Origin of the sequence: Citreicella sp. C3M06 (assembly GCF_018860705.1) — a bacterium.
Lineage (GTDB): Bacteria > Pseudomonadota > Alphaproteobacteria > Rhodobacterales > Rhodobacteraceae > Salipiger.
In genome coordinates this window covers 39,349-59,771 of record NZ_JAHKQA010000075.1, presented here as the reverse complement: position 1 = coordinate 59,771, position 20,423 = coordinate 39,349, and the positions used below count along the sequence as shown (strand labels likewise).

The window sequence follows — 20,423 nt, the reverse complement described above, 5'->3', positions numbered from 1 at the left end:
TCTGTTTTCAATGAAGAATAGGGGGGATTCGCGATTATGACAACGAATGCTGAAATCAGCAGCCCCGGGCGGGAAAAGCTCGAGGAAAATCTCGCGAAAGTCGAGCAACTTACCCAGAGATTGCTGGGTGCGCTCGCCTCTCACAAGCCGATCAACTCGGCGCTGGGTGGGCCGGACCCGATGCTTTATGCGCAGGCCGTGACCGCCTACTGGCAGGACTGGATGAAGAATCCGACCAAGGTCTTTGAACAGCAGGTCGGTTACTGGGGCAAGTCCCTGCAGCATTATCTCGAGGCCAATCAAGCCCTTGCCGAAGGCAAACTGACACCGCCCGACGACACCGGCCCGACCGACAAGCGCTTTGGCAACCCGCTATGGGACAGCCATCCCTATTTCAACTTCATCAAGCAGCAGTACCTGATCAACGCCGGCGCCATCAGCGCTGCGGTCGATCAGATCGAAGAGCTCGACCCCACCGAAAAGCGCCGTCTGCGCTATTTCGCCCAGCAGATCACCGACATGATGGCGCCGACGAATTTCTTCGCCACCAACCCCGATGCCCTGCAAAAAGCCATCGAAACCGAAGGTGAGAGCCTCGTCAAAGGGCTCGAGAACCTCGTGACCGATCTCGAGGCCAACAATGGCGAACTGGTGGTGCGGCTGGTCGACGAAGAAGCCTTCGAGGTTGGCGGCAACATCGCCACCGCGCAAGGCAAGGTGGTCTGGCGCAACCGGATGATGGAGCTGATCCAGTATTCGCCCACCACCGAAACCGTGCATGACATCCCGGTCGTTATCTTTCCGCCGTGGATCAACAAATACTACATCCTTGACCTCAAACCGCAGAACAGCCTGATCCGCCATATCGTCGATCAGGGCTACACCCTGTTCGTGGTCAGCTGGGTGAACGCAGATGCCAGCTACCGCGACGTTGGGCTCGAGGAGTATATCGAAGACGGCTACCTGACCGCGATGCGCCTCGTGCGCGAGATCTGCGGCACCAAGCAGGTCAACGCGGTGGGCTATTGCATCGCAGGCACCACGCTGGCGCTGACCCTGTCGCTGCTGAAGAAACGCGGCGACAAGCAGGTGAAATCGGCAACCTTCTTCACGACGCTCACCGATTTCAGCGACCAGGGCGAATTCGTGCCCTTCCTTCAGAATGATTTCATTGATGGCATCGAGAAGGAGATCGAGATCAGCGGCATTCTGCGAAGCTTCATCATGTCGCGCACCTTTTCCTTCCTGCGCTCGACGGACCTGATCTACACGCCTGCGATCCGGTCCTACATGATGGGCGAAACGCCGCCCGCCTTCGATCTGCTGTACTGGAACGGCGACGGTGCGAACTTGCCCGGCAAGATGACGATGCAATATCTGCGGGGCCTGTGCCAGCGCAACGAATTTGCCGAAGGGCGCTTCGAGCTTATGGGCGAAACGCTGGATCTGCGCGATGTCGATGTGCCGCTGATCTCGATCGCGGCGGAAACCGATCACATCGCCGCATGGAAAGATTGCTTCCGCGGCGTGCAGAGAATGGGCTCGAAGAGCAAACGCTTCATCCTGTCGGAATCCGGCCATATCGCCGGCATAGTCAATCCGCCGAGCAAGAAGAAATACGGTCACTACCTGAACCCCGATCTGAAGCTTTCGGCCGACGACTGGCAGGCGCAGGCAGACTTCCACGAGGGGTCGTGGTGGCCGACATGGGAGGCGTGGCTGTCGAAGAGATCGGGCAAGAAAGTCCCCGCCCGCACCCCCGGCGATTCGGATCATCCGGTGCTTTGCGATGCTCCCGGCACCTATGTTCGCATAAGAGCCAATCAGTAAGCTCCGACAATTCCACAATTATGCTGCATTGCAGAAATTTCACTTGAAATGCTGCAGTGCAGCATTCATATTGGTCTCAGCCGACAAATCGGGGGGTGGGCTCCCGAGGCAATCAGACAGGAATTTACAGATGGCCGCCAAGACGCAAGACTTCACCGCCATGATGAAAGACATGATGGGTTCGTTCCCCGTGGACACCAAGGCCATGGACGAAGCTTTCAAGACCACCGCGACGCTGAACGAAAAGCTCTCGGCCGTGGCACTCGAAGCCGCCGAGAAATCGACCGAGCTTTCGGCAAAGTGGACCAAGGACACCCTGACCAAGCTGTCCGACATGACCAAATTCAAGTCCGAGCCCGCTGATTACGCAAAGGCGATGACCGATTTCGCTTCTGCTCAGGCCGAGACCGCAGCCGAGAACATGGCCGCCTTCGCCGAAATCGCGAAGAAGGTTCAGATGGACACCGTGGAACTGATGATGGCTGCCGGCAAGGACTTCACCGAAGACGCCAGCGCCGCCATGAAAAAGGCCACCGACGACATGACCGCCGCCGCCAAGAAGGCGACGACGAAGTAAGATCGCCCGCCGCTCCCCCCAAGCGCGACGAGGCACGCAATTGCGCCCCTCTCCTCCCAAACATGGCGCAATACGGTGGGGCGGGTTCCTTGGTTGAACCCGCCCTTTTTTCCATTCGGCGTTTTGACGCGACTCTCCCGCCTTCGGCAGCATCGGCGGGATCGCACCGAAACCGCTAAAGTTTTCAAGAAAGACTGCTGCCACCCCTTGCAATGCTGCATCGCAGCATCGACATTTGCAGCAACCCCAGGGCGGCGCCCCGCCGCCAAGAATCCCCCGAAGGAGGAGATTTCAAGATGGCAATGACCGAAGACTTCACCGCCAAGATGAAAGACATGATGGGCGCGTTCCCGATGGACAGCGCCAAGCTGGAAGAGGCATGGAAATCCTCTGCCGCCTATAGCGAAAAGGCGACCTCGATTGCGATCGAAGCCGCCAGCAAAAGCACCGACATCTCGGTCGGCTTCACCATGGAAACCCTCGGCCGCATCGGTGAACTGGCCAAGGCCAAGCCCGAAGCCGCCGATTATGCCCAGGCGATGACCGATTTCGCATCGGCGCAGATGTCCTCGCTTCAGGACAACATGACCGCCCTTGGCGAAGTCGCGAAAACCATGCAGGCCGACACCATGGAACTGATCATGTCCATGGGCAAGGAAATGGCGGACGAGGCCTCGGCCACGACGACCACCGTCGCCAAGGCAACGACCCCTCCTGCCGCGCCCAAGACCGCCAGCGCCGCAAAGACCACCACGCGCCGCACCACGGCAGCTGCCAAGGCAACCGCGCAAGAGGCAACCCCCTCGACCGACAGCTGAAACTGGCACAAGACATAAAGAAACGCGGCTCCCTTTCGGGGCCGCGTTTTGCATTTCAGCACTGACTGCTCAGTTGACGATGGTCGCCTCGGTCGCGGCGCGCAGCTCATCCTCGGTGACGCCCTCGGCGGTCTCGACGATCTTCAGACCGCCCTCGACCACGTCCAGCACCCCAAGATTGGTGATGATCCGGTCGACCACGTTCTTGCCGGTCAGCGGCAGCGTGCAGGCCTTGAGCACCTTGCTCTCGCCATGCTTGTTGGTGTGGTCCATCACCACGATAACCTTGCCGACACCGGCCACCAGATCCATCGCGCCGCCCATGCCCTTGACCAGCTTGCCGGGGATCATCCAGTTCGCCAGATCACCGTTCTCGGCCACTTCCATCGCGCCAAGGATCGCCGCGGCGATCTTGCCACCACGGATCATGCCAAAGCTGGTGGCGCTGTCGAAATAGGCGGTGCGCGCCAGTTCGGTGATGGTCTGCTTGCCGGCGTTGATCAGGTCGGGGTCTTCTTCGCCCTCGAACGGAAATGGCCCCATCCCCAGCATGCCGTTTTCGGACTGAAGCGTGATGTCCTTGTCGCCGACGAAGTTGGCCACCAGCGTCGGAATGCCGATGCCAAGGTTCACATACATGCCGTCTTCAAGCTCTTGCGCCGCGCGGGCGGCCATCTGATTGCGATCCCAAGGCATTACGCGTCCTCCCTCTTGCGCGTGGTGCGCTGTTCGATGCGCTTCTCGTGATCACCCTGAATGATGCGATGCACGTAGATGCCCGGCAGATGGATGTGATCGGGATCGAGCGAACCGCGCGGAACGATCTCTTCGACCTCGACCACGCAGACCTTGCCGCACATCGCCGCGGGCGGGTTGAAGTTGCGGGCGGTCTTGCGGAACACGAGGTTGCCGGTGTCGTCCGCCTTCCATGCCTTGACGATGGACAGGTCGGCAAAGATGCCTTCCTCGAGAATGTAATCCTGGCCATTCCAGGACTTCACATCTTTGCCCTCGGCGATCACCGTGCCGACGCCGGTCTTGGTGTAAAAGCCCGGAATGCCGCAGCCGCCGGCCCGCATCCGCTCGGCGAGCGTGCCCTGCGGGTTGAATTCCAGCTCAAGCTCACCCGACAGATACTGGCGCATGAACTCGGCATTTTCGCCGACGTAGGACGACATCATCTTCTTGATCTGCTTGGTGTCGAGCAGCTTGCCCAGCCCGAACCCGTCAACGCCGCAATTGTTCGACGCAACTGTCAGATCCTTGACGCCGCTTTCGACGATGGCGTCGATCAGCAGCTCGGGAATGCCGCACAGGCCAAAACCGCCCGCCGCGATCAGCATTCCGTCGGTGAGCAACCCGTCAAGGGCCTCCGCCGCGGAGCCATAGACTTTCTGCATGAAGAACTCCTCCTGGTAACGTTGCCGCACGTTGCCGCGCCGCAGCAGGAGAGTCAACGAAGGCAGCGCAGGCGCCGCCCCCATCAATGTGTCATTCCGTGCCGGAAGCCTTTTTCGCTGCGGGCTTTTTTGCCGCCGGCTTCTTTGCCGGGGCTTTCTTCGTGGTCTTTGCAGCGGTCTTGGCGGCGGGTTTCTTGGCCGCAGGTTTCTTCGCAGCGGGTTTCTTGCCACCCTTCTTCGCCGCTTTCTCGGCGATCAGCGTAAGCGCCTGTTCCATGCTCAGATCGGCCGGCTCGACATCCTTGGGAAGGGTCGCGTTGACCTTTTCCCACTTGACGTAAGGCCCGTACTTGCCCTCGAACACGGCGATCTTGCCACCATCAGGGTGATCGCCCATCTCGCGGATCGCCTTGGCCGCGGTGCGCCCGCGCCCCGGATTGGCCCGCTTGTGGGCGATCAACTCGACCGCGTGGTTCATGCCGATCTCGAAAACCTCCTGAAATTCCTTGAGGTTGACGTAGACGGGTTTTTCCTCGTCCGGGGCCTGATGCATGATGTAGGGGCCAAAGCGACCGAGGTTGGACTTGATCTCGCCCCCGTCGGGATGCATCCCGATCACCCGCGGCAGCGTCAGCAGCGTCACCGCCTTTTCAAGATTCACATCTTCCGGAGCCCAGCCGGGCAGAAACGCCCCGCCCTTCTTGGGCAGCGAGGCGCGCGGCGGTTTCTTGTTCTCGGGCGTCGGCTCGCCCTGCTGCACATAGGGGCCAAAGCGCCCGGCCTTGAGCCAGACCTCCTCGCCGTCATGGCTGCCAAGCAGGCGTTCTTCGCCATCCGCGCCCTCGCCCGCGATGGGGCGGGTGTAGGTGCATTCGGGATAATTGCCGCAGCCGACAAAGCCGCCGGTGCGCGAGGTCTTGAGGTGCAACCGACCTTCGCCGCATTTGGGGCAGATGCGCGGATCAGACCCATCGGGCCGTGGCGGATACAGCTGCGGCGCAAGCGCGTCGTCGAGCACGTCGAGCACCTCGGTGATGCGCAGTTCCGACGTCTCGGCGATGGCTGCCGAGAAATCGCGCCAGAAGCGGCCCAGCAGCGCCTTGTAATCCATCTCGCCAGCCGAAACCTCGTCCAGCTCGTTTTCCAGCTCGGCGGTGAATTCATAGCCCACGTAGCGGCTGAAGAAGTTCAGCAGGAAGATCGTGACGATGCGGCCCTTGTCCTCGGGGAACAGACGGTTCTGTTCCTTGCGGACATATTCGCGATCCTGAATCGTGGTGATGACGCTGGCATAGGTCGAGGGGCGTCCGATCCCCAACTCTTCCATGCGCTTGACCAAGGTCGCCTCGGTGTAGCGCGGCGGCGGCTGGGTGAAGCTTTGCGTCGCAAGCACCGCGCCGTTGGCGGACAGCACGGCGGCGCTGCTTTTCTGCATGCCCGCGCTGGCATCTTCGAGTAGCTCGTCGCCCTTGTCGGACGCCTTGTCGAACTGGGCCTGAAGCGAGGATTTGGCGAAATGCGCCGGCTCGCCCTGCATGATCTGCGGAAGGCGGTTGTCATCTTCGCCTTCGGCGTCGTCGCGGCCTTCTTCGTAGATCTTCAGGAAGCCGTCAAACAGCACGACCTGACCCGTGGCGCGCAGACCGACCTGACCATCCTGCGAGCGGATGTCCACGGTGGTGCGCTCCAGCCGCGCCGCTTCCATCTGGCAGGCCAGCGTGCGCTTCCAGATCAGATCGTACATCTTGCGCTGGTCGTCCTCGCGCAGCGACAGGCTGGCCGCATCCTTGGTCATGTCGGTGGGGCGGATGCATTCATGCGCTTCCTGCGCGTTCTTGGCCTTGTTCTTGTAGATGCGCGGGCTGCTCGGCACGTATTCCTTGCCGAAGCGGTCGGCAATAGCCTCGCGGCAGGCGGTCACCGCCTCGGGCGCCATGTCGATGCCATCGGTCCGCATGTAGGTGATGTGGCCCGCCTCATACAGCCGCTGCGCCGCGTTCATACAGGCGCGAGCGCCCATGCCAAACTTGCGCGAGGCCTCCTGCTGAAGGGTCGAGGTCATGAAAGGCGCCGACGGGTTGCGCGTGCCGGGCTTGGCCTCGACGCTGTCGATCTTCAGCTGCCGCGAGGTGATGGCCTGCACGGCCAGCTCTGCCTCGGTGGCATTTGCGATGTCGAAGCGATCCAGCTTGCGACCGCCCAGCAGCGACAGCCGCGCCTCGTATTCCTGTCCGCGCGGCGTGGTGAGCAGCGCCTTGACCTGCCAGTATTCACGGGCATTGAACGCCTCGATTTCGGTCTCGCGCTCGACAATGAGACGCAGGCAGACCGATTGCACCCGCCCTGCGCTGCGCGCACCGGGCAGCTTGCGCCAGAGCACCGGCGACAGGTTGAACCCCACCAGATAATCCAGCGCGCGGCGGGCCAGATAGGCCTCGACCAGCGGCGCGTCGATCTCGCGCGGGTTCTGCATCGCCTCGGTGACGGCGGCTTTGGTGATCGCGTTGAAGGTCACGCGGCTTACGGCCGTGTCCTTCTTGATCGAGCGGCGCTTGGTCAGCGCTTCGCGCAGATGCCACGAGATCGCCTCTCCCTCGCGGTCGGGGTCGGTCGCGAGGATCAGCGCGTTGTCGGTTTTCAGCGCCTCGGCGATGGCTGCGACATGTTTGCGCGAGTCGGCGCCGATTTCCCAAGTCATGTCAAAATCATTGTCCGTGTCGACCGATCCGTCCTTTGCGGGCAGATCGCGAACATGGCCGTAAGATGCCAGCACGGTGTAGTCAGAGCCCAGATACTTGTTGATTGTCTTGGCCTTGGCAGGGGATTCGACAACGACGACGGGCATGGGCAAACGACCTTTTTGACTTGAAATGCCCGGGAAGAGGCCTTTGGGCATATGGCGGCGCAACATGTGGGGCGCAAGGGGGAAATGTCAATCGGCCCGCCCCGACATGGCTCTGCGCAGCTGCCTTTTCCAGTCAGATCCGTGTCAGCATCCCTCCCGGCCTGCGTTGGATATGACCGTCAAGTTCAAGGTCGGTGAGCAGTGGCGTCACCTCGCCCGAGCTGGCGCCAAGATCACGGATAAGCTGGTCTTCGGGCACCGGCGAAGGCCCAAGTCTCGACAGGATCGCGCCGTGCAGCACCGCGGTTTCACGCAGGCTGCGCTGCTCGGGCGGCGGGGCGGAAATGATCGGCAGATCGAGATCCGCCTGCATCGGCTGAACGGCAGTGCCCACCGCCTCGATCACATCGTCGGCCCCGCGCACCAGCCGCGCGCCGTCGCGGATCAGCATGTTGCAGCCACCGGCGCGGGCATCGAACGGATGCCCCGGCACAGCCAGCACCTCGCGCCCCTGATCGAGCGCCGCACGCGCGGTGATCAGCGAGCCGGATTTCACCGCCGCCTCGACCACCACGGTGGCCGCGCTCATGCCCGAGACGATGCGGTTGCGGGCCGGAAAATGCCGGGCGTGCGGCTGCATTCCCATGGGTTGTTCAGAGATCAGCGCACCGCCATTGTTGCGTATGTCTTGGGCAAGGCGCGTGTTTTCCGAAGGGTACAGTATATCGACCCCCCCCGCCATCACCGCCACAGTGCCGCCTTCAAGCGCCGCCTGATGCGCCGCCGTGTCGATGCCCCGCGCCAGACCAGAGACCACGACGAAGCCTTCCTTGCCCAGTTCCTTTGCCAGGGATTTCGCCATGCGCCCGCCCAGCGACGAGGCATTGCGCGCGCCAACCAGCGCCACCGACGGGCGGGTCAGCGCCGCGACATCGCCCGCCACCCAAAGCATCGGCGGCGCATCGGGAATATCTGCCAGCAAGGTGGGATAGCCCGGCTCTCCGGCAAAGACGGCCCTGGCGCCATAAAGCCGCGCCGCCTTGATCTCGGCCAGCACCACGCCTTCGGGGCATGTATGATACTCCGAAACCCCCGCAGCGGAAGCGATGGCGGGAAGTTCTGCCAGTGCCGCCTGTGCACATCCGTGTTCAGAGAGCAGCCGCCAGAAAGTCGTCGGACCGACGCGGCGTGAGCGCAAGAGACGGAGCCAGGCCAACCGAGCCTCTTCCGTGGTGGGTGGGAGTGGGGGGTGATTGGAAGAAAAGCTGTAGCTGTTCTCGGTCATCCTGTGCCCCATCTGCTTGCTAAGATATTGGTACGCCCAGCTGGTTAATAGGCGGTAAACCGACGCTGAGCCCCACGGGGAATCTCGCAAGTCATTGCTATAAAACAAAACATCCCGGCGCAAACAGGCCGGGATGCACACGCGACGACAGAATCGTCAAGAATCGCCTAGGTTGCGGCGCCGCCGACGGTCAGCCCGCCGATCATCACTGTCGGCTGCCCGACCCCAACCGGCACCCATTGCCCCTGTTTGCCGCAATTGCCCATGCCCGGATCGAGCGCCATGTCGTTGCCCAAGGCCCGGATGTGTTGCAACGCCGTGGCGCCGTCGCCGATCAGCGTCGCGCCCTTGACCGGCGCGCCGACCTTGCCATCCTTGACTCGATAGGCCTCGGTGCAGGAAAACACGAATTTGCCATTGGTGATGTCGACCTGCCCGCCGCCAAAGCCCACGGCCCAGATACCATCCTTCAGATCGGCCACGATGTCCTGCGGGTCGGCCTGCCCGCCGAGCATGTAGGTGTTGGTCATGCGTGGCATCGGCGCATGGGCAAAGCTTTCGCGCCGCCCGTTGCCAGTGGGCTGCACGCCCATCAACCGCGCGTTCTGGCGATCCTGCATGTAGCCGACCAGAATGCCGTCTTCGATCAGCACGTTCTTGCCCGAGGGTGTGCCCTCGTCATCAATTGTCAGGGACCCGCGCCGGTCCGGCATCGTGCCATCATCGAGCACCGTGACACCCGGCGCGGCCACCCGCTGCCCCATCAGCCCGGCAAAGGCCGAGGTCTTCTTGCGATTGAAATCGCCTTCGAGCCCATGACCGATGGCCTCGTGCAGCAGGATACCCGGCCAGCCCGGCCCAAGCACGATATCCATCACCCCGGCAGGCGCGGGCTCTGCGCGCAGGTTCACCAGCCCGATGCGCAGCGCCTCGCGCGCCTTGGCCTGCCAGTCCGCCGGTTCAAGCATCCCATCCAGCATGTAGCGCCCGCCGCCCGAGGCACTGCCGCTTTCGCGCCGGCCGTTCTCTTCGACGATGATGCTGACGGTGACGCGGGTCATTGGGCGCACATCGGTCATCAGACCACCTTCGGGCCGCAGGATCGCCACCTCCTGACACGAGGCCGCAACCGTCGCCGTCACCTGCACCACCCGAGGATCAAGATCGCGCGCATAGGCATCGATCTCGCGCAGGGTCTCGACCTTGACCGAAAACGGCTGCCCCGCGATCGGATCGGCATCGGTATAAAGGACGCGGTTGGTGCCCTGCGGCGGCGGCGCCATCACCCCGCCGCCATCGCCCACCGCCAACCGCGCGGTTTCGCCTGCCCGGCGGATCGCCTGCTCGCTGATCTCGGTGGCGTGGGCATAGCCCGTCACCTCGCCATTGACCGCCCGCAGGCCGAACCCTTCGGAGGCATCATAGCTTGCCGTCCTGATTCGCCCGTCGTCCAGCACCAGCGCCTCGCCGCGCCGCCGTTCAAGGAAAAGCTCGCCATCGTCGGCACCGGACAGCGTCTCGCGCAGCAACGCAAGGGTCCGGTCCATGTCCAGCGCGGTCTCAAAGGGGCGGAACGGGGCGTCAGTCATGGTCTTTTCCTTCGCATCGGTTGATCCAGATCAAAAAATATCTTTTTCGAGACATTCGATCTGGTGTAGTTGACGACCAACATGTGCTCTTTAGAGTGTGTGAACAATGGGGGGGAGGCTCAAACTCGTGCCAATTGCACGAGCCGTGCTCTCCTGCGACGTGACGATCGAAACACAAGGTCGCCATGCCGGCGCAGAGGATGGACGCCGGCACGGATCGCGACCGACACTCAGGACGAGGTGACAGAGCTATGCGCAAGATTTCCATGCTGACGGGTGCCCTGAGCGCCATGACGGCCGCGCCCGCCCTTGCCCAAGGGCTCGAGGTGGTGGGCCGCCCGCATCAGGGCGGGCTTGGTTTCCAGCCCGCAGCAACAGAACTTGCCCGAGACCTGCAATGGCTCGACGGAATGCTGCTGTGGATCATCACCGCGATCTGCCTGTTCGTGATCGGCCTTTTGATCTATGCTTTTGTGCGCTTCAACCGGCGTGCCAACCCGACGCCCGCCAGCTTCACCCACCACACCCCGATCGAGGTGGCCTGGACGCTTGGCCCGATCCTGATCCTGCTGGTGATCGGCGCGTTCTCTTTGCCGGTGCTGTTCAAGCAGCAGGAAATTCCGGACGGCGATCTCGTCATCAAGGTGACCGGCTACCAGTGGTACTGGGGCTATGAATATGTCGGCGAGGATCTGGCCTATGACGGCTACCTGATCGGCTCGCCTGCCACCGGCGGCGACAACCGCTTCAACGCCGATGTCGAGGCGCAGCTGATAGAGGCCGGGTATACCAAGGACGACTGGCTGCTCGCCACCGACACCGCCGTGGTGGTGCCCGTGGGCGCAACCGTGGTGATGCAGGTGACCGGCGCCGATGTGATCCACAGCTGGACCATCCCCGCCTTTGGCGTCAAACAGGACGCGGTGCCGGGCCGGATCGCGGAACTGTGGTTCGCCGCCGAGCGCGAAGGGGTGTATTTCGGTCAGTGCTCCGAGCTTTGCGGCATCAGCCACGCCTATATGCCGATCACGGTAAAGGTGGTCAGCCAGGACGCCTATGATGCATGGCTTGCCGCCTCGAAAGACGACGGCGGCTATGTTGACGTCGGGCAGTTTCTGGCCAACAGCTGACCGCCAGGCACCTGAAGGGGCAAACCGGGGCCTTGGCCCCCGCCCCTAACCTTTCAGATGAAAAGCCCCGATACATATGACCGATCTTTCGACGAACAGCAGCTTTGGTGAGACCCAGTCCGGGGAGGCGCGCTTCGGGGATTACTTTGCCTTGCTCAAACCGCGGGTGATGACCCTTGTGGTGTTCACCGCCTTCGTGGGGCTGCTGGCCGCGCCGGTGCCGGTGCATCCGTTCATCGGCTTCTGCGCCATCCTGTTCATCGCCGTGGGCGGCGGCGCCTCTGGTGCGCTGAACATGTGGTGGGATGCGGATATCGATCAGGTGATGAAGCGCACCGCCAAACGCCCGATCCCGGCTGGCAAGGTCGACAAGGGCGAGGCACTGGCCATCGGGCTGGTGCTGTCGGTGTTCTCCTGCGTATTCCTTGCGCTGGCGACGAACCTGCTGGCCGGGGCGCTGCTGGCCTTCACCATCTTCTTTTACGTGGTGATCTACACCATCTGGCTCAAGCGCTCGACGCCGCAGAACATCGTGATCGGGGGCGCCGCTGGTGCCTTCCCTCCGATGATCGGCTGGGCGGCGGCGACGGGGCAGATCGGCATCGAGTCGGTGCTGATGTTCTGCCTGACCTTCATGTGGACCCCGCCGCATTTCTGGGCCCTCGCGCTGTTCATGCGCAATGATTACGACGATGCCGGCGTGCCGATGCTGACCGTGACCCATGGGCGCCGCTCGACGCGCCTGCACATCCTTGTCTACACCGTGCTGCTGGCGGCGCTGGCCATCGGCACCGGCTTTACCGCCATCGGCGGGCCGGTCTATCTTTCCGTCGCAGTCGTGCTGAACGCGCTGTTCCTGAAGGGCGCGTGGCAGATCTTCCGCCGCGACGAAGACGCCTCGGAAACCGACAATTTCAAGACCGAGCGCGGCTTCTTCAAGCTGTCCCTGCTGTATCTCTTCGCCCATTTTGGTGCGATCCTGATCGAGGCAGGGCTGGCGCGGTTCGGACTGGGGGGCTGGGGATGAGCATCACCAAGACGCATGAGCTGCACAAACGGCGCTTTGGCCGGAATGTCGGCGTGGGGCTGCTGTTGACGGCTTTCATCTTCATCGTTTTCGGCATGACCATGGTCAAGATCACCGGCGGCGATGTCAGCGGCGCGCTTCAGGGCAAGGGAAAGATCGAGAATGGCGACTGACCAGAAATCGAAGACGGTCCTGACGCTTGTCGGTGTGGTGCTCTTCATGGGTGCCATGGCTTGGGCGTCGGTCCCCTTCTATAACTGGTTCTGCCGTGTCACCGGCTTTGCTGGCACCACCGGTGTCGCGGCCGGGCCGTCCTCGGACATCCTCGAGCGCACCATCAAGATCCGCTTCGACGGGTCCAAGGCGCGCGACTTCCCATGGGAATTCAAGCCCATGCAGACCGAGATGACCCTGCGCATTGGTGAAGAGGGTCTGGCCTTTTACGAGGCCTACAATCCCACCGATCACCCTGTTGCGGGACAGGCATCCTATAACGTCTACCCCTATGACGCTGGCGGCTATTTCAACAAGATCGAATGCTTCTGCTTCACCGAGCAGGTGCTGCAACCCGGCGAGCGTGTCGTGATGCCGGTCAGCTTCTTTGTCGATCCCGAGATCGTCGAAGACGAGGACGCCAAGCACGCCAGCCACATCACGCTAAGCTATACCTTTTACGAGATCGACCTGCCGGAGGAGTCGCAGGCCGCGCTTGATCCAACAACCACGGACCTGAATTCCGTGAACTAGAACCGCCTAACCGCGAGGGAGAACGAGACGCATGGCCCATGCAAAGAACCACGATTACCACATCCTGAGCCCCTCGGTCTGGCCATTTGTCGCCGCCGTCGGGGCCTTTGTCATGCTCTTTGGCGCGGTGCTGTGGATGCACGGGTCGGGGCCATGGATCTTTCTGGCCGGTTTCATCGCCGTGCTCTACGTCATGTTCGGCTGGTGGTCGGACGTGATTGCGGAAAGCAAGATCGGCGATCACACCCCGGTGGTGCAGATCGGCCTGAAATACGGCTTCATCCTGTTCATCATGTCCGAGGTGATGTTCTTTTTCGCGTGGTTCTGGAGCTTCTTCAAACACGCGATGTACCCGATGGGGCCGAACTCTCCGGCGGTTGATGGCGTCTGGCCGCCGGCGGGGATCGAAACCTTCGATCCGTGGCACCTGCCGCTGATCAACACCATGATCCTGCTGTGCTCGGGCTGCGCCGCGACATGGGCTCACCATGCGCTGGTGCACGAGAACAACCGTGAAGACATGAAGTGGGGCCTGATCATCGCCATCGTTCTTGGCGCGATCTTCACCGTGTTTCAGGTCTATGAATACAGCCACGCCGCCTTCGGCTTCTCGGGCAATATCTATGGCGCCAACTTCTTCATGGCGACGGGCTTTCACGGCGTGCACGTGCTGATCGGGACGATCTTCCTGTTCATCTGCCTGCTGCGTCTGATGAACGGGCATTTCACCCCGACCAAGCACATCGGTTTCGAAGCCGCCGCATGGTACTGGCATTTTGTCGACGTGGTGTGGCTGTTCCTGTTTGCAGCGATCTACGTCTGGGGCGGCTGAACCTTCCCACATCGAACGAGCAGAGCGGGCCCTTGGGTCCGCTCTTTTCATTTGTAATGGACGCGGGGCGGATGTTTGAAGACCGGCCCATGCTGCGCCGGATGGCCGATCCCTCACCTATGGCTGGCGATCCGCGGGCTGGCTGGCCCCGGGCCTCCTGCGCTGCGCCCCGGCGGTTCAACTGGCCCTGACAAACCACAGCCGCGCGGTTGTGAGGGCGCGTGGTTTGGCTTACGCCTTGTCTCGTTGCCATCCCAAGGGAGGACAGGATGACCCACGGCTTCGATACATTGCAGGTTCATGCAGGCGCGCGCCCCGATCCGGCGACCGGCGCGCGGCAGGTACCGATCTACCAGACAACCGCTTACGTGTTTCGCGATGCCGATCACGCGGCGGCGTTGTTCAACCTTCAGGAGGTTGGCTACATCTATTCGCGGCTGACCAACCCGACGGTTTCAGCCCTGCAAGAGCGCATCGCAACGCTCGAAGGCGGCGCCGGCGCGGTGTGCTGCGCATCGGGCCACGCGGCGCAGATCATGGCGCTGTTTCCGCTGATGGGCCCCGGATTGAACATCGTTGCCTCGACCCGCGCCTATGGCGGCACGATCACCCAGTTCAGCCAGACCATCAAACGCTTTGGCTGGTCCTGCACCTTCGTCGATTTCGACGATCTGGACGCAGTCGAGGCCGCCATCGACGAAAACACCCGCGCGGTGTTCTGCGAGACCATCGCCAACCCCGGCGGCTATGTCACCGATCTCGATGCAATCGCCGCGATTGCCGACCGGGCGGGCCTGCCGCTGATCGTCGACAACACCTCGGCCACGCCTTACCTGTGCCGCCCGATCGAGCATGGCGCGACGCTGGTGGTGCATTCGATGACCAAATACCTGACCGGCAACGGCACCGTCACCGGTGGCTGCGTGGTGGATTCGGGGAAATTCGACTGGTCGGCGTCGGACAAGTTTCCGTCGCTCGCCGCGCCCGAGCCCGCCTATCACGGGCTGAAATTCCACGAGACCTTTGGCGCGCTCGCCTTTACCTTCCACTCCATCGCCATCGGCCTGCGCGATCTGGGCATGACGCTGAACCCGCAGGCGGCGCATTACACGCTGATGGGCATCGAAACCCTGTCGCTGCGGATGCAAAAGCATGTCGAAAACGCCGGGCGCGTCGCGGCGTGGCTGGAAAATCACCCGGCGGTGGAACAGGTGACCTATGCCGGGCTGCCCTCGTCGCCCTACAACGACCGGCTGGCGCGGATCTGTCCCAATGGCGCTGGGGCGCTGTTCACCGTGACGCTGAAATCGGGCTACGAGGGCTGCGTCAAGTTCGTGGAAGCGCTGGAAATCTTCAGCCATGTGGCCAATCTGGGCGACACCCGCAGCCTCGTCATCCATTCGGCCTCGACCACCCATCGCCAGCTGTCCGAAGAACAGCAGGTGGCGGCAGGGGCCGCGCCGAACGTGGTGCGGATTTCCATCGGCATCGAAGACCCCGAAGATCTGATTGCCGATCTCGATCAGGCGCTGAGAGCGTCGATGTAAGACCGAGGGGGGCTGCCAGCCCCCCTACCCCAGAAAGCTGCGGACCTCCTCGCTGCTCACCACATGGCAGTAGATCATGTTGAGGATCCGCAGCTCTGCCTCGTGCAGTTCCCGCGTGGCGGCGGCGCAGCAATCCTCGACCACGACAACGCCAAAGCTCTCATCGGCAAGGCTGCGCACCGAAGAGCTGATGCATTGGTCGGTAAAGATACCTGCCACGATGACATCGCGAATGCCCAGATTGTGCAGCACCATGCGCAGGTTGCTGCCGGTCAGCGCGCTGTCGGTGGTCTTGGTCACCACGATCTCGTCCGCAACCGGCGCCACGGCGGGGACGTTCTGCGAGGCGTGCTCGTCCTTTGGCAGCAACAGATTGTTGAAGCCCGGCTTTTTCTGGCTAAGGGATCGGTCGCGCCCGTCGCGCGTCAGGCAGGCGATGCGAGCGTGCAGCACTTCGATGCCCTGTGCGCGCGCCCAAGTCTGAAGCGCGGCGGTGTTCGGGATCACCGTGCCGTGCATCCTGTCCAGAAACGGCTGCCAACGGGCGGCTTCGACCGGATCGCCGGGCACCTCAAGATAGGTGTTCTGAATGTCGATCACCAGCAGCGCCGTGCGCGCCCGATCCAGCACGATATCCTCGGGTTCCGGTGCGGTTTCATAGTAGAAACTGCGCCAATTTGTCTTCCAGCCCATCAGATCTCGCCGATCGCATCAAGGCTCTCGGGCAGGATCTGCCCGCCGTCCACCACGATCTGCTGGCCGGTGACATAGCCCGCCTCGTCCGAGGCAAAGAACAGCGCCGCATTGCCGATATCGGCCACCGCGCCCAGCCGTTTCAGCGGGATCGAGGCGGCCATGGCATCAAGGTAGTCCTGCCCCAGCCCGGCCAGCCCTTCGGTCATGATATTGCCGGGCAGCACCGCGTTGATCGTGGTGTTGTAGCGCGCCAGTTCCATCGCGGCGGTTTTCAAAAACCCCAGCTGGCCAGATTTCGACGCGCCGTAATGCGCCCAGCCCGGATAACCGGTGACCGGCCCGGTGATCGACGAGGTCAGCACCACGCGCCCCTTGCCCGCCTTTTCGAACAGCGGGATGCACGCCTTGACGCACAGGAAGCTGGACTTGAGGTTCACCGACATGACGTGATCCCAGTCGTCCGGCGACATGTCGACCATCTTGACCTGCGGAAAGATCCCCGCGTTGGCGCACAGGATATCGACGCCGCCGAAGGCGCTGACAGTGGCGGCGACCATCTCTTGCACGCTGTCCCAATCGGCCACATCGGTCAGGTGATAGGCTGCGGTGCCGCCCGCGGCCTCGATCTCGGCGACGGCCAGCTGCGCCGCCTCTTCGCCGCGGGCCGCGATCATCACCGTGGCGCCCTGCGCCGCGAAGATCTCGGCGATGCCGCGCCCGATGCCTTTGGAACCGCCTGTCACGATGACCGATTTGCCTGCGATGGATGTGAGCATCCGCTCCCCCTGCTATTGTCTGGAAATTGGGCGTTTGCTGGATGACACCGTGCCCACCAGTGCAAGTACAGGTGAAAATGTTGCAAGTCGCAGATTTCAGCCCTAGCGAGACAGGGCGTGCAAAAGAAAAGGGCATCAGATGGCAGGTCTGTATGATGAAGGCTTTACCGAACGGCTGCGGCAGGGCGCGCTGTCGCTGCGCCATGAATGGGGGCTTGGCCCCGATGCCGATGTGCGGCTGCTGACCCTGTCGGAAAACGCCACCTTTCTTGCCAGCGATCCGGGCCGCGCGCCGATCATCCTGCGGGTGCACCGCCCCGCCTATCATACCTTGGCCGAGATCGAGTCCGAACTGGCATGGATCGAGACGCTGCGTGCTTCGGGTGCCATCGACACGCCCGCGCCGTTGACGCTGGCCAGCGGCGGCCATGTCGCACAATTCAGCGATGGCAACGATACCCGCCACGTGGTCGGTTTTGCCTTCATGCCCGGCGATGAACCCAGCGCCGGCGAAAGCCTTGCACCGGGGTTCGAACTGCTGGGCGCGATCTCGGCCCGGCTGCACCGGCAGGCGCAAGGCTGGCAACCGCCGCAGGGCTTTACCCGCAAGACATGGGATTTCGACAGCGCCTTCGGGGCGCAGCCGCTGTGGGGCGACTGGCGCGCGGCCCTGGGGCTGGATGACGAAGGGCGCGCGGTGCTCGAAACGCTGTGCGACGTGCTCAAACGCAAGCTCGACGATTACGGCAAGGGCGCGGACCGCTTCGGGCTGGTGCATGCCGATCTGCGGCTGGCTAACCTGTTGCAGGACGGCGACAAGCTGGGCGTCATCGATTTCGACGACTGCGGCTTTTCGTGGTTCATCTATGATTTCGCCGCCGCGATTTCCTTTTACGAAACCGAACCCTATATCCCCGCGCTTCAGGCTGCTTGGCTGAAGGGCTATCGCACGATCGCCCCGCTGGACGCTGAACACGAGGCGATGATCCCAAGCTTCGTGATGTTCCGCCGCCTGCTGCTGACCGCGTGGATCGCCTCGCATGCGGAAACGCAAACCGCCGCCGACGCGGGCCATGGCGCTTATACCGCCGGCACCGTGGCGCTGGCCAAAGCCTATCTGCAGGCCGAGGCATGAGCGACATCCGCCAGATCCTCGACATGAACGCCTTTGACGCCAGCAAGGGCACGACGGGGAAGGTGCAGCGGCGGCTGGACAACCTTGGCGCGGCCTCGGTGCTGTTCTACCGCCAGCCGATCGAGATGATCAGCGCACAAGGCGCGTGGATGCAGGCGGCGGACGGCACGCGCTATCTGGATTTCTACAACAACGTGCCCTCGGTCGGGCATTCCCACCCCGAGGTGGTGCGCGCAATCAGCGCTCAGATCGCCCGGCTCAACACCAACACGCGCTATCTGGTCGGCGTGGTGGATGACTATCTCGAGGCGCTGAAGGCCCGGCTGCCAGAGCCGCTGAGCAACGTGATATTGACCTGTTCGGGCAGCGAAGCGAATGATCTGGCACTGCGGGTGGCGTTTGCCGCCACCGGCGCGCGCGGCGTGATCGTCACCCAGACCGCCTATCATGGCAACACGGCGCTGGTGACCGACGTCTCGCCCTCGGCGATGAAGCGCGGCGCGCCGCCCGATTGGGTCGAAACCGTGCCCGCGCCGGGCAGCGCCGCTTATGGAGACGACATCGCGGGCGGTTTCGCCCAAGCGGTGACAGAGGCGATGGCCCGGCTGGCGGCGCGCGGGCATGGCGTGGCGGCGCTGCTGGTCGACAGCATCTTCAGCTCGGACGGGGTGTTCGCCGATCCGCCCGGCTTTCTGCGCCCTGCCGCCAAGGCGGTGCAGGCGGCTGGCGGTCTGCTGATCGCCGACGAGGTGCAGCCGGGGTTTGGCCGTACCGGCGGCGGCTTCTGGGGATTTGAACGCCACGGGGTAGCGCCCGATATCGTCACCATGGGCAAACCCATGGGCAACGGCTTTCCCATGGCCGGTATGGCGGCGCGGCCCGCGCATCTGCAAAGCTTTTGCGCCGAAACCGGCTATTTCAACACCTTCGGCGGCAATCCGGTGGCCGCCGCCGCCGGGCTGGCGGTGCTGCGGGTGATCGAGGCCGAAGGGCTTCAGCACAATGCCGCCAGCATTGGCGCGCAGTTGATGGCGGGCTTGCAAACCATCGCCAAAGGCTCGGAGCGCATTGGGCAACTGCGCGGCGCGGGGTTGTTCCTTGGCGTCGATCTGATACGGGACGGCGCGCCGGATCCCGTCTTTACCACACAGGTCATCGACGCGATGCGCGCATCCGGTGTGCTGATCGGGGCGGCGGGGCGCTATGGCGCAACGCTGAAACTGCGCCCTCCGCTGTGCCTTGACGCCGCAGAGGCGGCGCAGTTTCTCGACGCGTTCGAGCGCGCCGTGTCAGGCTAGACGTACAGCGACTCCCGCCGCGGCCAGCGCCTGCGCCAGCGGGCCGGTGGGGGCGGCGTCGCTCACCAGCGCATCCAGCTCGCCCCAATCGGCGTAGCGCGCCGTGGCGATGCGATCAAACTTGGTATGATCCGCGACAACCATGGTGCGGGCGCATTGCCCCATCATGGTGGCATAGACCTCGCCCGCCTCGATCAACGCATCCGACGGCCCCAGCGGTGACAGCGCGCTGGCCCCGCACACCGCCCAATCGGCGCTGTAATCGGACAGAAACCGCACCGTCTGCGCACCGTGCATCGCACCCTCGCCCGCGTGGTACAGCCCCGGCGCCATGATCACCTGTATCTTCGGGTTCGCCGCCAGCGCCGCCGCGATGCTGGTGCTGTGGGCGATCACCGTCAGATCGCCCAGATCCAGCGCCATGCGCTGCGCCAGCAGCGTCGTTGTCGCCCCCGAGCCCAGCATCACCACCCGCGCCCCCGCCATCATCCGCACCGCTTCGCGCGCGATGGCGGCGCGTTCCGCGACCAGATCAAGATGCCGCTCTGCCAGCGCCGGTTCGACCTCGCGGCGCAGCATCGCCCCGCCATAGGTGCGCGCGATCAGCCCCTGCGCCGCCAGCTCTTCCAGATCGCGCCGGATGGTTTCGGTGGTCACCTCAAAGCCGCGCGCCAGTTGCCCCACCCGCAGCGTCGGGGTGATCGCCAGCCGGTCGAGAATCTGTTTCTGACGCGCATCCTTGCGGCGTGACATGCCCGGCCTCCTGCTTTGCGCGCGATCCAAGCAGAGCGCCGCGCAGCCCGCAACCCCGCCCGCACAGGCCATTGTGAACGAAACTCATAATCTCCTTGCTCAATATGAGTTGGAAATCAGGCCCCGTGAAGGATACAT

General features: G+C 63.2%; 19 protein-coding genes. 11 read left to right on the top strand and 8 right to left on the bottom strand.

What is annotated here, in order from left to right:
* Positions 1-36 precede the first annotated feature (36 nt).
* The 3 genes from KO516_RS17845 to KO516_RS17835 all read left to right on the top strand — a co-directional run bounded on the left by KO516_RS17845 (position 37) and on the right by KO516_RS17835 (position 3,225).
* Positions 37-1,830, top strand: coding sequence for an alpha/beta hydrolase (locus KO516_RS17845; RefSeq protein ID WP_216005148.1), 1,794 nt, complete (start codon positions 37-39; stop codon positions 1,828-1,830).
* Between the two features lie 130 nt (positions 1,831-1,960).
* Entirely contained in the window at positions 1,961-2,407 is a 447-nt protein-coding gene (locus KO516_RS17840; protein WP_216005147.1) for a phasin family protein, read from the top strand.
* A gap of 296 nt (positions 2,408-2,703) precedes the next feature.
* Complete coding sequence (locus KO516_RS17835; protein WP_216005146.1) at positions 2,704-3,225, top strand: phasin; 522 nt, start codon at positions 2,704-2,706, stop codon at positions 3,223-3,225.
* A gap of 69 nt (positions 3,226-3,294) precedes the next feature.
* On the opposite strand, the gene KO516_RS17830 is transcribed toward KO516_RS17835, so the two are convergent.
* The 5 genes from KO516_RS17830 to tldD form a co-directional block, all read right to left on the bottom strand.
* Positions 3,295-3,921 carry a 3-oxoacid CoA-transferase subunit B gene (locus KO516_RS17830; protein ID WP_216005145.1) on the bottom strand — a complete coding sequence of 209 codons (627 nt, stop codon included), beginning with the start codon at positions 3,919-3,921 and terminating at the stop codon, positions 3,295-3,297.
* Entirely contained in the window at positions 3,921-4,625 is a 705-nt protein-coding gene (locus KO516_RS17825; protein ID WP_216005144.1) for a CoA transferase subunit A, read from the bottom strand. Before KO516_RS17825 ends, KO516_RS17830 begins: the two co-directional genes overlap by 1 nt.
* 91 nt (positions 4,626-4,716) lie before the next feature.
* Positions 4,717-7,470: a type I DNA topoisomerase gene (topA, locus tag KO516_RS17820; RefSeq protein ID WP_216005143.1), complete on the bottom strand. Its 2,754-nt coding sequence runs from the start codon at positions 7,468-7,470 to the stop codon at positions 4,717-4,719.
* A 133-nt stretch (positions 7,471-7,603) separates the two neighbouring features.
* Complete coding sequence (dprA, locus tag KO516_RS17815; protein ID WP_216005142.1) at positions 7,604-8,755, bottom strand: DNA-processing protein DprA; 1,152 nt, start codon at positions 8,753-8,755, stop codon at positions 7,604-7,606.
* A 167-nt stretch (positions 8,756-8,922) separates the two neighbouring features.
* Positions 8,923-10,344, bottom strand: coding sequence for a metalloprotease TldD (tldD, locus tag KO516_RS17810; protein WP_216005141.1), 1,422 nt, complete (start codon positions 10,342-10,344; stop codon positions 8,923-8,925).
* Between the two features lie 251 nt (positions 10,345-10,595).
* Between tldD and coxB the strand changes: the two genes are divergently transcribed.
* From coxB to KO516_RS17780, 6 genes are all read left to right on the top strand, one after another.
* Positions 10,596-11,474 (top strand): cytochrome c oxidase subunit II, encoded by an 879-nt coding sequence (gene coxB, locus KO516_RS17805; RefSeq protein WP_216005140.1) that lies wholly within the window; start codon positions 10,596-10,598, stop codon positions 11,472-11,474.
* 76 nt (positions 11,475-11,550) lie between these two features.
* Entirely contained in the window at positions 11,551-12,501 is a 951-nt protein-coding gene (cyoE, locus tag KO516_RS17800) for a heme o synthase (protein ID WP_216005139.1), read from the top strand.
* On the top strand, positions 12,498-12,674 hold the full coding sequence (locus KO516_RS17795; RefSeq protein ID WP_216005138.1) for a hypothetical protein: 177 nt from the start codon (positions 12,498-12,500) through the stop codon (positions 12,672-12,674). Before cyoE ends, KO516_RS17795 begins: the two co-directional genes overlap by 4 nt.
* Positions 12,664-13,248: a cytochrome c oxidase assembly protein gene (locus tag KO516_RS17790; protein WP_216005137.1), complete on the top strand. Its 585-nt coding sequence runs from the start codon at positions 12,664-12,666 to the stop codon at positions 13,246-13,248. Before KO516_RS17795 ends, KO516_RS17790 begins: the two co-directional genes overlap by 11 nt.
* A gap of 31 nt (positions 13,249-13,279) precedes the next feature.
* Positions 13,280-14,080 (top strand): cytochrome c oxidase subunit 3, encoded by an 801-nt coding sequence (locus KO516_RS17785; protein ID WP_216005136.1) that lies wholly within the window; start codon positions 13,280-13,282, stop codon positions 14,078-14,080.
* A 269-nt stretch (positions 14,081-14,349) separates the two neighbouring features.
* Positions 14,350-15,627 (top strand): O-acetylhomoserine aminocarboxypropyltransferase/cysteine synthase family protein, encoded by a 1,278-nt coding sequence (locus KO516_RS17780; protein WP_216005135.1) that lies wholly within the window; start codon positions 14,350-14,352, stop codon positions 15,625-15,627.
* Positions 15,628-15,651: 24 nt separating this feature from the next.
* Here the strand turns inward: KO516_RS17780 and KO516_RS17775 are convergent, their stop codons facing one another.
* Together KO516_RS17775 and fabG are read right to left on the bottom strand one after the other, a co-directional pair.
* The gene (locus tag KO516_RS17775) at positions 15,652-16,320 is read right to left on the bottom strand and encodes a cysteine hydrolase family protein (RefSeq protein ID WP_216005134.1); all 669 of its coding nucleotides are present in this window, start codon (positions 16,318-16,320) and stop codon (positions 15,652-15,654) included.
* A complete protein-coding gene (gene fabG / locus KO516_RS17770; RefSeq protein ID WP_216005133.1) occupies positions 16,320-17,099 on the bottom strand; it encodes a 3-oxoacyl-ACP reductase FabG in 780 nt (259 codons plus the stop codon). The genes KO516_RS17775 and fabG overlap by 1 nt, the downstream gene beginning before the upstream one ends.
* A gap of 139 nt (positions 17,100-17,238) precedes the next feature.
* On the opposite strand from fabG, the gene KO516_RS17765 reads away from it, so the two are divergent.
* Together KO516_RS17765 and KO516_RS17760 are read left to right on the top strand one after the other, a co-directional pair.
* Positions 17,239-18,234 (top strand): phosphotransferase enzyme family protein, encoded by a 996-nt coding sequence (locus KO516_RS17765; protein WP_216005132.1) that lies wholly within the window; start codon positions 17,239-17,241, stop codon positions 18,232-18,234.
* A complete protein-coding gene (locus KO516_RS17760; RefSeq protein ID WP_216005131.1) occupies positions 18,231-19,532 on the top strand; it encodes an aspartate aminotransferase family protein in 1,302 nt (433 codons plus the stop codon). Before KO516_RS17765 ends, KO516_RS17760 begins: the two co-directional genes overlap by 4 nt.
* On the opposite strand, the gene KO516_RS17755 is transcribed toward KO516_RS17760, so the two are convergent.
* Positions 19,524-20,285 carry a DeoR/GlpR family DNA-binding transcription regulator gene (locus KO516_RS17755; protein ID WP_216005130.1) on the bottom strand — a complete coding sequence of 254 codons (762 nt, stop codon included), beginning with the start codon at positions 20,283-20,285 and terminating at the stop codon, positions 19,524-19,526. The two genes, KO516_RS17760 and KO516_RS17755, sit on opposite strands and share 9 nt — an antisense overlap.
* Positions 20,286-20,423: the final 138 nt, after the last annotated feature.